We start from the raw sequence: 14,579 nt of genomic DNA, 5'->3' as shown, positions 1-14,579 counted from the left end.
TGCAAACAATGCTTTGAAATCGACATTAGGCAGATTTAATTTAATCAATATTTATATATTTATGTGTTTGAACGGATAAGCGCCAATTACGCGCAATGCACGTTTTCATCGCTAGCTCCGTTGCTCTAGGCTTTTGACTTATTGGCTGCAGGCACATAATCTTATCCGTTAAATCAATACCAATAAGTACTTGGTCTAATTCATCAATTTGGTTTTGTGTCGCCACAGGGTGCTTTATTTCATTAGCCCGCTCAAGTGCCTGCTCTAAAATAGGTAACCGCCCTTTCATATTAATTTTAGGCGATGCAGTAACCCACACTTGTTGATGACACAAAACTTCAAAAGTAGCGCTAGTTTCTATTTGTACTTGATATCCTTGATAGATCAGCTGTGTGGTTAATGACCTTAAATCGTACAAACAAGGTTCGCCGCCAGTAATCACAATATGTTTAGCGCTGAAACCTTGCTCTTCAAACGCATCCATTAACTGCTTTGGCGATAAGTTAGCCCAACGCCCAATAGTACCATCCACCTGAATCACATCGTTCACGTCCACTTTATTGTGTGCTAATTTTTCCCAAGTATGCTTCGTGTCACACCAAGAACAGCCTACAGGGCAACCTTGTAAACGGACAAAAATAGCGGGAACACCAGTAAAGTAACCTTCACCTTGAATTGTTTCAAAAACTTCATTAACAGGATATTGCATAAGGTTTCTCAAGCATTTAGGGACGGCATTTATAGTGCATCCATCAAAAAAGCGCAAGTGTTAACTTAAATCGATAAATACCAGTCAATCTTTGCTTCAAAGGTTTGAACTGCGGTAAAATCTGCGCTCTTTGTATATCCAAGTAAGTGACTCGTCATGACAAAAATCAACAGTTCGGCTTTAGTGGTATTTAGTGGTGGACAAGATTCAACAACTTGTCTTATTCAGGCTCTGTCGCAATACGATAACGTTCACGCAATTACATTTGATTATGGCCAACGTCATCGACAAGAAATAGACATTGCTAAGTCATTAGCTAAACAATTAAATGTCGCCAGTCATAAAGTGATGGATGTAGGTTTATTGAATGAATTGGCCATTTCTGCATTAACTCGTGACGATATTCCAGTCTCAAATGATGTCATGAGTAATGGCTTACCCAACACTTTTGTCCCTGGACGTAATATTTTGTTTCTGACATTAGCAGGCATATACGCATATCAATTAGGTTGTAATGTAATTATTACCGGTGTTTGCGAAACTGATTTCTCTGGTTACCCTGATTGCCGTAATGAGTTCATTCAATCAATGGCTAACTCATTAGCGTTAGGAATGGATAAAGCTATTGAGATAAATACACCACTGATGTGGCTTGATAAAGCACAAACATGGGCATTAGCAGATAAATATCAGCAGTTGTCATTAGTCGAAAATGAAACGCTCACTTGCTATAACGGCATAAAAGGTAAAGGTTGCGGCGATTGCCCAGCATGCCATTTACGCGCTCGCGGCCTTAAAGATTACAAACAAAATAAAGACAGTGTGATGAAGCAATTACAAGATAAACTAAACTCCACACTTTCGACTGAATAAGTTCAATAACTATCTGCGCTATACTTAAGAATATCAAGGACGTAAGGGATTAAATAAATGGCTAGAGATACCTCTTCTGTTCTCTACCGGTTGTTACTTGTTATCAGTGCCATCTGTTTTGTATTGTTTGGTTTAGAAGCCACCAATACCTTGTTTGATGTGAATAACAGTTTGGCATACCGTCGAGATAAAATTACTGATTTCCAAGTATGGCGGTTAATTACAGGCAATTTTTTACACACTAACTTGTGGCATTTATTGATGAATTTAGCCGGTTTATGGGTTATCGTATTTTTACATGAGGTTCATTATCGCTATCACGTCAGTAAATTTTGCCTATTAATATTCTGTCTTTGTTTACAACAAAGTATTGGGTTGTACTTCCTATACCCCTCACTAGTCGGCTTTGTAGGACTCAGTGGAATTTTACACGGCTTATTTGCTTTTGGTGCCGTAATGGATATTAAAAAAGGTTTCCGCTCTGGCTACTTGCTGTTACTTGGGGTTATTTTAAAAGTGGCCTATGAGCAATATTTTGGTTCACTGCAAGGCATGTCTGTATTAATAGGTGCTAAGGTAGCCACAGAGTCACATTTACTGGGATTAGTTGCTGGTGTGTTAAGTGCAATAGTATGGTTACCAATAGCAAATCGATATAAGTACCGCGCGGCAATAGAAAGGTTGAACTCTTAATTGAATGTCGTCAGTGACCGGTAGCGGCTGACGACTTTACTCGACAACAATAACTTTCTCTATCAATCCTTATCAGCTATCTTTAGTTCCATTTATTTTTGCTTAACCGTAGGGTTAGTCCTTGTATAAATAGTCTTTTGCTTATGCCTTAAACCATAAATTTGGCATCATGTAAGCTTGCTAACTCAAGTCGTTCATTACATTCTTGCACTCTATTCTTGATTCTATATCACGCTTTAATTCAGACACTAATCGATTTTCAATGCGTTATGTAAACCCTATTCGCTTGTGGCATTAATTTAAAGTCGGTTACTTTCTTGCTCATCAACAAAGACTCAAAACTAATATGAGCGATTAATGAATAGATTTGGAGTGATTAATAAGTAAACAGGGTTAACCATGCTCAATTAAGCGTTTTAATTGAAAAAGATTATAAGAGTGGCAAGTTTAGCCTTACACGTGTAAGCTGAATAAGTTGTCAATTAATAGATGACACATTTAGGAAAATGATTAACGATAGAGAACTGATATGACACTTGAAGCGACTGTGACTATGGCACTTAATGGATCAAATACCGTTTCCGATTACAGTAAAACTGAAGAAAGCGTTAACGCAATCACCCATGCATTAGGTGTTTTGATGGGATTAGTTGGACTGGTTTTATTGCTATTGAATACTCAGCATTTGTCATTACTGCAAACCGGTGGCTTAATAACTTATGGCACATCCGTTATCGTGTTATTTTTAGCCTCTACGTTGTACCATTCCAGCACCACGCCATTATGGCAAAAGCGTTTTAAAATGGCAGATCATTGCGCTATTTATACGCTTATAGCAGGTACCTATACCCCGCTAATGTTAATTGCAATATCCAGTACCACCTCACATTGGATACTTTTCGCCATTTGGTGTTTAGCCATTGGAGGAATTGTTTTTAAAACTTTATTTATTGGTCGCTTTGAAACGTTTAGTGTTTTGCTTTATCTCGCCATGGGTTGGTTATGCGTTACTGTTTTCTCAGATTTAAAAATGGCCTTGTCGACATTAGAGATGTCATTATTAATTGCGGGGGGTATATTTTATAGCGTTGGTGTTATTTTCTATGTTATCAAACGTATACCTTATAACCATGCTATTTGGCATTTATTTGTTTTAGCTGGCGCATTTTCCCACTTTGGCTGTATCTATTTCCTTATAAGCAACTGACACAAAGTGGTAGTATTTAAAAAACTCAACACTTAGATATTCACATGCAATCTATTGAACGGATCCAATACATCGTTAAGTTAATCCCAGCAGGTAACGTATTAACTTATGGGTTAGTGGCGGATTTAGCCGGATTACCCAAACGGGCAAGATTAGTATCAAGAGCATTAAAATTAGCCTCACCTGAACTTAATCTGCCATGGCATCGGGTTATCAATAGCCAAGGTAAAATCTCTCTTCCAAAAAATTCAATAGCTTATCAACAACAAATGGAACAATTAAGGCTTGACGGAGTCATAGTCAATGCTGGTAAGATTTCATTAAAGCAATACTTGTGGAAGCCAGATATGGCAACTTTGGTCTTAACACTCCCTTTTTAACACTTAAAATAGGTGAATTATTTTGTTGATAAATAAAGCAGGGTTGGCAACTTGTTTGTGGCTAGTGTCTCCAACCTTATTGGCCCAATCATTATCCACCCAAACACACCCCTCTGTCAGTGTTGAGATGGCACCAGCACAAGCCGTGCCTTTTACAAAACCAACCCAAGCCGCCATTTTATCTCCGTTAACCGCTCAAACTGCTACTTATAACGTTTTTTATGGCAGTTTTGAATTAGGCACTGCTAAATACAAATTACCCGCAACAACATCAAATTATTATGTCTATCAATTTGATAGTGATGTCGGTTTACTGATGTTGTCAGATCAACGCCATATTAAAAGTGAATTTACTTTAGAGGGCACAAAGTTAGTGCCTTATCGCTATGTTCAAAAACGTACCGGTACGGGCAGTGACTACGAAGAACAAACGGCTTTTTTAAAGTCAGAGAATTATATTCATACCATCTACAAAAACGATACGAAGAAATTAGATTATACCGAAGAACTGTTTGACCCATTAATGGTTCAGCTGCAGTTTAGAATGGATTTAGCTGCAAACCATCGCCCATTAAGCTTTAAAATGGTTAAAGAAATGGACATTGATGATTATTCATTTCGGGTGTTGGGTAATGAAAAAGTGACCTTAGATTCAGGTACGTATGACACGGTAAAAATTGAAGTGATCCGTGACAGTACCAAAAGACAAACCATATTTTGGATGGCACCAAAACTGGCTTACTTACCCGTCAGGTTAAGTCACTTTTCAAAAGGAAGTAAGCAATTGGACATTCAATTAGCCAATTATCATTTTGAAAAGCCCTTACCCATCATGACGCCTGCAATCATTGATGGTCATGACCCTGAACAGGCAAAGCAAGCACAAGAGTTAATAGAACAGCAAAATAACGGTGATATTTCAAGCAGCGAACTTGATGAAATTAAGCGCTTAGCTACCGAAAAGTAGCTCACCTTTATTAAACACTTTCCACTCGCCAGGTTGTAAAATATACCACAGTTCGTTGTTGGTTAATGGTCGAGTCGCAATAACAGTCACCACGTCATTTGGCGTAGTTTCTTTGTTAAAATCTATCACGACATCAGTATCAATCAGCTTAGCCTGCCCAAACGGTGCTCTACGTGTTATATATGATAAATTATTACTGCAATAAAACATTAAATCATTACCGTCGCTTAAGATCATATTAAAGACACCGAGCTGCCGTATTTCATCAGCTAATGTCGCAATGTAACTAAACACGGCTTGCAAATCATTTGGGGCAGTATTGCCAAACTTTTTCACCACGCTATCTAATATCCAGCAAAAAGCTAACTCACTATCAGTATCACCCACCGCATGAAAACGTGTGGTGTTAAACTTCTCTTGATAATCACTTAATTGACCATTGTGGGCATAAGTCCAATTACGCCCCCAAAGCTCTCTGCTAAATGGATGGGTGTTTTCTAACGAAACTTCGCCTCTATTGGCTTGACGAATATGACTAATGACCATTTCGCTTTTGATCGGATAAGACTTAATTAACTTAGCAACATGTGATTCACTGCTAGGTTTTGCGTCTTTAAATGTTCGGCTTCCTTTGCCTTCATAAAACGTGATCCCCCAACCATCGACATGAGGCCCGGTTACACCACCGCGCTCGGCCAAACCAGTAAAACTAAACACAATGTCCGTTGGTACATTGGCACTCATGGCTAAAAGTTCACACATTTTTATCTCTTTATATATTGCTGCTAAGTCAGGTCATGACTGTATTGTACCTTGTTGAGTTAAGAGGATAAATAATCCTTAGAAACAAAAATTTAAACAATTGTTTGAAAAAAACTTGAATTAGATCACACATACGTTTATTTTTATCATATACAGGTCAGACCACGAATCTAACTTGTGACATGGATCAATATACAACGTCATCCCAAGTGTTTTTGGGCTTTAAGGAGAAGTAAAGTGACCACCCTACTTTGGATCATCGCAATGATCATCGTACTTGGCGCAATGGCATACTTAAGAGTATCGCTTTTAAGTACAACAATTGCTGCAGCAATCGTTATGATTGCAGGAAGTACATTAGATATCATTAACAATGCAGCTTGGATTGTTTTCTTAGTTGTTACCCTACCTTTGAATGTGAAGTCCTTTAGACAAAACTTCATCAGTAAACCGTTATTAAAAGTTTATCGCGGTATCATGCCAGAGATGTCTTCAACCGAAAAAGAAGCCATTGAAGCAGGTACTACATGGTGGGAAGCCGATCTATTTGCAGGCAACCCAAACTGGTCAAAACTTCATAATTATCCTAAAGCACGATTAACCGCTGAAGAACAAGCTTTCCTTGATGGCCCTGTTGAAGAAGTGTGTGCAATGCTCAATCAACATGAGGTGTCTCATGAGCTTGGTGATTTACCACAAGATGTCTGGCAATACTTAAAAGACAATGGCTTTTTCGCGATGATTATTAAGAAAAAGTACGGTGGTTTAGAATACTCAGCTTATGCGCAATCACGTGTGTTACAAAAATTAGCCGGTGTGAGTAGTGAATTAGCTTCAACGGTTGGAGTTCCAAACTCTTTAGGCCCTGGCGAATTATTGCAACACTATGGTACAAAAGAGCAACAAGACCATTATTTACCACGTTTAGCTAAAGGCCTTGAAGTCCCCTGTTTTGCACTAACTAGCCCAGAAGCAGGCAGTGATGCAGGTTCAATACCTGACTTTGGTGTTGTTTGTCATGGTGAGTTTGATGGTGAACAAGTGCTTGGGATGAAACTAACGTGGAATAAGCGTTATATTACCTTAGCGCCAGTAGCAACCGTGCTAGGGTTAGCATTTAAACTGCGCGATCCTGACGGCCTCTTAGGTGCTAAAGAAGACTTAGGGATTACTTGCGCGTTAATTCCGACTGATATTGCTGGTGTTGAAACCGGTCGTCGTCATTTCCCATTAAATTGTATGTTCCAAAATGGTCCAACACGCGGTAATGAGGTTTTTGTCCCATTAAGCTTTATTATTGGTGGTCCAGAAATGGCCGGTCAAGGATGGCGCATGCTGGTTGAGTGTCTCTCTGTCGGTCGTGGTATCACCCTCCCATCAAATTCAGCAGGAGGGATTAAAACAACGGCTTTAGCAACGGGTGCTTATTCTCGTATTCGTCGTCAATTCAAGTTACCCATTGGTAAACTAGAAGGGATTGAAGAACCAATGGCGCGCATTGGTGGTAATGCCTACTTGATGGATGCAGTGACATCATTAACAACGACAGGAATTGATTTAGGTGAAAAACCTTCTGTCATTTCAGCGATTGTTAAATTCCATTTAACCGACAGAATGCAAAAGTGCATCATTGATGCAATGGACATCCATGGTGGTAAAGGTGTTTGTTTAGGCCCGAACAATTACTTAGGTCGGGGTTATCAAGCCGCACCAATTGCAATTACTGTTGAGGGCGCAAATATTTTAACCCGCTCTATGATCATTTATGGTCAAGGAGCCATTCGCTGTCATCCTTATGTATTAACCGAAATGGAATCAGCATTTGATACTGACAAAAGCCGCGGTTTAGCAAACTTTGACGCTGCGATCTTTGGTCATATTGGATTCGCTACATCTAATTTCATTCGTAGTCTGTGGATGGGATTAACAAGCAGTCACTTTAGCAATTCACCCTATTCAGATAAAACCAAACGGTATTATCAGCACATGAATCGATTCAGTGCTAATTTAGCATTGTTATCTGATTTAGCGATGGCAACACTGGGTGGAAACTTGAAACGTAAAGAGCGTATCTCGGCGAGATTAGGCGACTTACTAAGTCAGCTCTATCTTGTTTCAGCAACCTTGAAGCGTTATGAAGATGACGGCCGTTTGACTGAAGACTTACCTTTAGTTCAATGGGCGTGTGAAGATGGTTTATATAAACTACAAGACTCATTAGATGATTTATTAGATAACTTCCCTATGGGGTTAGGTAACATTCTACGTGTTGTTATGTTCCCATTCGGACGCCCAGTTAAACGCCCAAGCGATATACTGGATCACAAAGTCGCTAAGATTTTACAAACGCCATCGGCAAGTCGTGATCGTTTAGGTGAAGGTCAATATTGGGCGCCAACTGAATTCAACGCAGTGGGTATTCAGGAACAAACTTTTGCTGACATTCTTGCTGCAGAACCGCTTTACGACAAAGTATGTAAAGCGGCTGGGAAGCGTCTACCATTTATGTATTTAGATAAAATAGCCCAACAAGGTAAAGAGTTAGGTGTGCTAAATGACGCTGAGGTTGAGTTACTAAAACGTACTGAAATTGGTCGTATGAAATCCGTTAATGTGGATGATTTTGATACCAGAGTACTAAAAGCAAATGAGATTAAACCAAGCACACGCGAACAAGCGGCTTAGTTTCATTTCAAACAATAAGGGTAAAGCATATGCTTTACCCTTTTTTTTATCTAAAAATAAAGAGTATTTAGATGACAGGATTACAACTGATGCAAGCAATGATGACAGGTAAGCTCCCTGCGCCATCCATCACCCGAACTATTCCGATGACAATGACTCAAGCTCAATTTGGAGCCGTTAATTTTGAAGCTCATGCTGACGAAAATCATCTTAACCCAATGGGTGCTGTTCACGGTGGTGTAGCTGCAACAATTCTAGATTCAGCTACCGCATGTGCCGTACACAGTGCACTTGGTGATAAGGAAAGTTATGCCACAATTGACCTGCAAATTAAGATGGTTAGGCCCTTACCTATGTATGAAACAATATATGCAGAAGGCAAGCTGCAAAATATGTCAAAATCGATTGCAATTTCAGAAGCTAAATTGACTAACAAAGCAGGAAAGTTACTCGCAACAGCAACTTGTACTTGTTTAATAAAGCGCTAAATAGCAGGCCATTAAACTTCATATGGACCCTATATTAATCAGTCCATCGTTATTAACTTAACATAACCAATGATTGGATCATTTAATATTGCAATGAAGCTGAAAACGATGTTAACCCCAGCTCTAGGTTCATTTCAGTTTTGTTTATCATCGCGGCGTTATTTTCAAACAGACCAGCTTACAAAGTACATTCTTACTGTTTTTTTATTCAATATCTCACTGATTTTTAGTGATTAAATAATTATTAGCATACACAAATAACAAAGCCAGTCATCACGACTGGCTTTGTGTTAAGGGCAACAGTTTTAGCTAACCTTATCTAAAACTACTGAAATTTATTGCGCTAACTCTTTTTCTAGTTGGTTCGAAACCGTTTGCGGAGAGCTACTATTTTTAGCAAATACACTATAAGCAATCGGAATAACTAACAAGGTAAAGAAGGTCGCTAACAAAATACCTGTTAGCACGACAACGCCAATAACAAATCGGGTTTCTGCGCCAGCACCATTAGATAATACTAGCGGTATTGCACCTGCAGCAGTCGTAATACCAGTCATTAAGATAGGTCGTAATCGTTGAGCTGATGCCTGTAAAATGGCTTGTTGAAATTCAACACCTTTATCGCGTAATTGGTTAGTGAACTCGACAATTAAAATACCATTTTTCGCGGCTAAGCCGACTAACATAATTATCCCAATTTGACTGTAAATATTGATACTTTGGTCGGTATACCATAAGCCAATTAATGCCCCAAGCGTTGCTAAAGGCACGGTTAACATAATCACTGCTGGGTGAATATACGATTCAAACTGGGCCGCTAACACTAAAAATACAATCCCTAACGCCAATACAAATACAAAGGTCATAGAAGAACCCGAGTCTTGGTAATCTAATGATTGCCCTTTGTAACTAATCACCGCTTCAGTTGGTAAGTAGGTTTGTGCAAGTTCATTTAAATAGTCCAACGCTTCACCTAAGCTATAGCCATCAGCTAAGTTAGCTTCAAGCGTTATCGAGCGCATGCGGTTATAACGGTTTAAAGACGATGCATCAGCAAACTCTTCAATATTGACCAAATTGGATAATGGAATAAGCTCTTGGGTTCTGTCTGATCGCACATAAATATTTTCCATGTCGGTGGCTGTATTTTGGTTATCACGGTTACCTTCAATGATAACGTCATACTCTTCACCATCTCGCATAAACGTTGTCACCAATTTTGACCCTAACATGGTTTCTAACGTCCGCCCGATATGCGCAATTGATACCCCAAGATCTGCCGCTCGGTCTTTATCAATCAGCACCCGTAATTGCGGCTTAGTTTCCTTATAGTCATGATCTAAGCCAACCAGTTTTGGATTGTCTTTTGCTTTTTCAAGCAAAATATCTCGCCAAGTCGCAATTTCTTCATAACTTGGACCACCCAATACAAATTGCACAGGTTTACCCACACCGCGCCCAAATGCTTGACGCATAACTGGGAAGGCTCTTACCCCTGCTAAATCAGAAATACGGCTACGAATGTCAGCAATAATGGCTTGGGCATTTCGCCTTTCATTCCAATCTTCAAGTACGATAATTGCCATACCATTGGAAAAATTAGCCGCGGTGCCAAAACCACGTGGCGCACGGATCAATAAACGTTTTATATCACCGCTTTCAACAAGTGGCATTAAGCGCCCTTCTATTTCATCCATGTACTTTTTAATGTATTCAAAGCTGGCACCTTGTGGGCCGTTTACAATTAGGAACATAGAACCACGGTCTTCTTGCGGAGCAAATTCTTGCGGAATGATCTTAAGCAAATAACCACTGGTACTAAATGCACCAATTACAATCACCAGCACCATTAACGGTCGTTTTATCGCAACATCGAGAGTTCGCATGTACCATGCACTCAATGCCGCCATCACCCTATCCACCTGACGAACCAACCAACCTGGTTTATCGGTCTGCTTGAGTAATTTTGAACACATCATTGGGCTAAGTGTTAATGCCACAATGCTTGAAAACAATACCGCTGCGCTCATGGCGACAGCGAACTCTTTAAATAACTTACCTAAGTCACCCTCTAAGAATGTAATTGGCATAAATACAGCAATTAACACTAATGTAGTTGCAACAATAGCAAAGCCCACTTCACGTGCGCCTAAAAATGCCGCTTTTAATGGCGAATCACCTAATTCTATACGCCGATGAATATTTTCTAGCATTACAATGGCATCATCTACCACCATACCAATGGCTAAAATCATTGCTAACAGCGTTAATAGGTTAATGGTGTAACCTAGGGCGTATAACACAATAAAGGTCGCCATTAACGACACTGGTACAGTTAGTGCTGGGATTAACATTGCACGGACACTACCTAAAAACAGGTAAATAACCACGATAACAAGCAACATGGCAATAAATAGTGTGTTATATACCTCTTTAATCGACGCTTCAATAAACACAGAACTATCATACGAGCGTTTAATTTCCATTCCAGCTGGTAATGTCGGATTGATTTGATCTACTAAGGCATTTGCGCCGCGAGCGACATCTAAGGTATTGGCTGTCGATTGTTTTGAAACACCTAAACCAATCATCGCTTCTTTATTGCCACGGAACATAATGCGCTCTTCTTCAGAGCCAATATTGACCTTGGCGACATCGCCCAATTTAACCAAATAGCCATCGTCACCTTGAGTAATAACCAAGTTGGCGAAATCTTCTTCAGTTAAGAAGCTGCGATTCACCCTGACGGTGAAATGACGTTCTTTAGATTCGATTGAACCTGCTGGAAGTTCCACGTTTTCAGAGCGCAGGGCGCTCTCAATATCCGTTACGGTTAAATTACGAGATGCTAAAGCCTGACGGTCAATCCAAATGCGCATAGCATAAACTTTCCCGCCACCTAAACGGATATTAGCAACACCATCTAAAACTGAGAATCGGTCGACCAAATAACGCCTGGCATAGTCGGTAAGTTCAAGCGTCGACATCTGATTAGAGACTAAGTTAAGCCACATAATCACTTCATCGCCGCCATTGGCTTTACGCACTTCAGGTGGCTCGGCTTCATCTGGCAGGTTATCTAATAAACTTGAGACTCTATCTCGAACATCATTCGTTGCCGCTTCAATATCGCGACCGACATTAAATTGTAATGTGACAGTTGAGCGGCCGTCCCGACTTTGAGAACTGACATGTTTAATGCCTTCAACACCGCTTATTCTATCTTCAACAAGTTGTGTTATACGACTTTCAACCACCGAGGCACTAGCGCCGCGGTAGCTAGTGTCAATTGACACAATTGGTGGGTCAATGTTGGGATACTCGCGTAATGGTAGTTTTTCAAATGACACTAAACCAATAATGATGAGCAAGATACTAATGACTGATGCAAATACGGGACGTTTAACCGAAATATCCGTTAAAATCATGCTGCAGTCTCCGCATTACCTTTTAAGGCAAAGTGAAATCGTTCTGCTTGTTCTGGCGTGACCGTATCACCAGGTCGTACTTTTAAGAGGCCACGGATAACTACTGGGTCACCTACCTTAAGGCCGTCAACGACCTCAACCCACCCACGGGTACGCAGCCCAATGTGAATTTGTAAACGCTCGATTTTATTTTCGCTATTTACTAAATAAACATAGTGTTTATCTTGAATGGGAATAATGGCCGACTCTGGCAATAATAATGCTTCACGGCTTTGTTTAATCAAATTGACTTTCATCAACATGCCTGGCAATAACGCGTGATCAGCATTTGGCACTATTGCACGGACTATAACAGCACGTGTGACGGGATTAACACGGCTATCAACAACGGTCACCTTGCCTTTGAAAATGGTGTCTGGAAAGGCGACGGTTTCAGCTAAAATTTGTTTGCCAACCTGTAACTCTTGGATGAAACGCTCAGGTACCGAGAAGTCGAGTTTGATTTTACTGACATCATCTAAAGTGGTGATGGCTTGTGATGGGGTAACAAAACTACCACGACTCACATTACGAATACCTAGACGGCCACTAAAAGGCGCGTTAATGGTTCTATCAGCAAGCGCAGCTACTTCTTGGTCGAGCACCGCCCGTGCTGAATCAATGAGGCTTTGTAGTCTGTCTCTTTCTGTTTCTGCAACGGTTTTACTGGTGACTAACGAGCTTATTCTGTCAAATTCTCTAATGTGTTCTTTTAACACGACTGAAGCCGCACGCACTTTAGCTTGTTGTTCGGTATCTTGCAGTTGTACCAGTAATTGGCCTTTTTTAACTAATTGACCATCTTCAAAATTTAAGCTGGTAATAATTTCGCTGATTTTAGAAGTGACTGTAATTGATTCGTAAGCTTTGCCGGTTCCGATCGCTTCAACTTCATCACGGACCTGCATCATTTTTGCATTTGCAACGACCACATTGGGAATGGGGCGTTCTTTTTTGGCTAAAGTCTTTTCAGATTGACTATTGTAATAGGCATATGCAATACCAGCTAATACCAACAACGTTATTATTATATTTTTCATTTTGTCTTTTAGCCTGCAAACGAATAAAGTGATATCGATTATCGAAGCTAACATTATTTACATTGTTACGTGATGGTTCAAGTTGTTTTACTTTTGTTTACAAATTTCAACCCACAGACATACCTTGCAACATCCATTCTGAAAAATCAGCGTTTAAAACAAAAAAAAGAGACCTAAAAGGCCTCTTTTATATCGAGTAAATGAATTAACGTACTTTGCGGTCTTCTTCCATTAACTCGCTAATTTTGTCATAAACTTCGATAATGGCTTCATCAGCTATCGGTTCATCATCGACATGTTTAAACAAAATTTTAGTATTATCAGGCTCATTACCCTCTTCAATCATAATGCGATAGTTGCCCTTTTCTAGGTTTAGGTCTTTATCGCCCCATATAGAGCTCCAAAATCCACCTGAATCATCTAATGTTACATAATAGAGGCCTTTGCTCTTATCCATATCGACAATTTCAAAACCCAGTTCAGGTAACACTACACGCAAGCGATCCCATGTATTGTCATATTTGGCATCCGCTAACCAATAAGCACCCTGTTCTTCAGTTGGACGAACCAGTGATAATTTAATACCTAAACTGCGTTTAATTCGTGCTTCACGCAGGGCTTTTTCTCGGTTAACACTTACATAAGCAATCGCGTTATTTAGCATATCAATAGTATAACGACGTTTGTCATCACTAGTTAGTAAGATATCTTGAATTTCTTCGTCAAAACTTTCTTCATGTTCTACAAGATCAATTTTTAGATCGCCAGAACGTCCATGTGGTTTGACATCAACAGTGAATTTGTAGCGTTGGCGTAATATATATTCTTTATCTGCGCCCCAAAGACTTGAATCCATGACTTCAGTGCTTTTGATCCAATCCGTTTCAATCACACCTGTTGTGGTGTCTTGATTACGAATATTGATGTTATTTTTGTTTAAATAACCAATGACATCAGCAAAGATCTCTTGTTTTAGATTGACATCGTTGTCAATACTTTCAATAACTACCTTAATGTTATCAGAACCTTCTTCGACATGAGTCCCTTCTGCCATTGGTAGTACTTGCAGTGGCGGTCTAATATCAAGTTGTTTTCCAACAGGACTATTTGCAACCTGCGCAGCGACTTTTGGAATATCATACTCTTTGCTGTAATTTGGTTCACTTAACCCAGCAGGAATAGTCAATAGCGGTGACACTTGAACATTCGTATAATCGTCATTGCCGTTAACTTGTCTGCGTTCAATAGGTGTAGAACACGCTGTAACGGCTAAAAGTAATAACACAGGGGTGGCTTTTTTTATCATAA

At 39.7% G+C, this 14,579-nt stretch carries 12 protein-coding genes; 7 read left to right on the top strand and 5 right to left on the bottom strand.

The window, feature by feature from the left end:
• Positions 1 to 40 precede the first annotated feature (40 nt).
• On the bottom strand, positions 41 to 709 hold the full coding sequence (gene queE, locus G3R48_RS04490) for a 7-carboxy-7-deazaguanine synthase QueE (protein ID WP_153663477.1): 669 nt from the start codon (positions 707 to 709) through the stop codon (positions 41 to 43).
• 156 nt (positions 710 to 865) lie between these two features.
• On the opposite strand from queE, the gene queC reads away from it, so the two are divergent.
• From queC to G3R48_RS04465, 5 genes are all read left to right on the top strand, one after another.
• Positions 866 to 1,582, top strand: coding sequence for a 7-cyano-7-deazaguanine synthase QueC (queC, locus tag G3R48_RS04485; protein ID WP_153663475.1), 717 nt, complete (start codon positions 866 to 868; stop codon positions 1,580 to 1,582).
• Positions 1,583 to 1,639: 57 nt separating this feature from the next.
• Complete coding sequence (rrtA, locus tag G3R48_RS04480; protein WP_153663473.1) at positions 1,640 to 2,275, top strand: rhombosortase; 636 nt, start codon at positions 1,640 to 1,642, stop codon at positions 2,273 to 2,275.
• Positions 2,276 to 2,804: 529 nt separating this feature from the next.
• A complete protein-coding gene (gene trhA, locus G3R48_RS04475; protein ID WP_153663471.1) occupies positions 2,805 to 3,482 on the top strand; it encodes a PAQR family membrane homeostasis protein TrhA in 678 nt (225 codons plus the stop codon).
• A 44-nt stretch (positions 3,483 to 3,526) separates the two neighbouring features.
• Positions 3,527 to 3,862, top strand: a complete 336-nt coding sequence (locus G3R48_RS04470) for an MGMT family protein (protein ID WP_153663469.1) — start codon at positions 3,527 to 3,529, stop codon at positions 3,860 to 3,862.
• Between the two features lie 22 nt (positions 3,863 to 3,884).
• Complete coding sequence (locus tag G3R48_RS04465; RefSeq protein WP_228497382.1) at positions 3,885 to 4,829, top strand: DUF3108 domain-containing protein; 945 nt, start codon at positions 3,885 to 3,887, stop codon at positions 4,827 to 4,829.
• On the opposite strand, the gene G3R48_RS04460 is transcribed toward G3R48_RS04465, so the two are convergent.
• On the bottom strand, positions 4,812 to 5,591 hold the full coding sequence (locus G3R48_RS04460; RefSeq protein WP_153663467.1) for a class II glutamine amidotransferase: 780 nt from the start codon (positions 5,589 to 5,591) through the stop codon (positions 4,812 to 4,814). The two genes, G3R48_RS04465 and G3R48_RS04460, sit on opposite strands and share 18 nt — an antisense overlap.
• A gap of 237 nt (positions 5,592 to 5,828) precedes the next feature.
• Between G3R48_RS04460 and fadE the strand changes: the two genes are divergently transcribed.
• Together fadE and G3R48_RS04450 are read left to right on the top strand one after the other, a co-directional pair.
• Complete coding sequence (gene fadE, locus G3R48_RS04455) at positions 5,829 to 8,276, top strand: acyl-CoA dehydrogenase FadE (protein ID WP_212593213.1); 2,448 nt, start codon at positions 5,829 to 5,831, stop codon at positions 8,274 to 8,276.
• 71 nt (positions 8,277 to 8,347) lie between these two features.
• Entirely contained in the window at positions 8,348 to 8,764 is a 417-nt protein-coding gene (locus G3R48_RS04450; protein ID WP_153663465.1) for a PaaI family thioesterase, read from the top strand.
• A 335-nt stretch (positions 8,765 to 9,099) separates the two neighbouring features.
• Here G3R48_RS04450 and G3R48_RS04445 read toward each other — a convergent pair whose 3' ends face one another.
• From G3R48_RS04445 to bamC, 3 genes are all read right to left on the bottom strand, one after another.
• Positions 9,100 to 12,192, bottom strand: a complete 3,093-nt coding sequence (locus G3R48_RS04445) for an efflux RND transporter permease subunit (protein WP_153663463.1) — start codon at positions 12,190 to 12,192, stop codon at positions 9,100 to 9,102.
• Entirely contained in the window at positions 12,189 to 13,271 is a 1,083-nt protein-coding gene (locus tag G3R48_RS04440; protein ID WP_153663461.1) for an efflux RND transporter periplasmic adaptor subunit, read from the bottom strand. The genes G3R48_RS04445 and G3R48_RS04440 overlap by 4 nt, the downstream gene beginning before the upstream one ends.
• 205 nt (positions 13,272 to 13,476) lie before the next feature.
• Positions 13,477 to 14,577: an NlpB/DapX family lipoprotein gene (bamC, locus tag G3R48_RS04435; RefSeq protein ID WP_153663459.1), complete on the bottom strand. Its 1,101-nt coding sequence runs from the start codon at positions 14,575 to 14,577 to the stop codon at positions 13,477 to 13,479.
• Positions 14,578 to 14,579 lie beyond the last annotated feature (2 nt).

This window comes from Shewanella intestini (assembly GCF_018221465.1).
Lineage (GTDB): Bacteria > Pseudomonadota > Gammaproteobacteria > Enterobacterales > Shewanellaceae > Shewanella > Shewanella intestini.
This window is presented reverse-complemented; position numbering and strand designations above follow the sequence as displayed.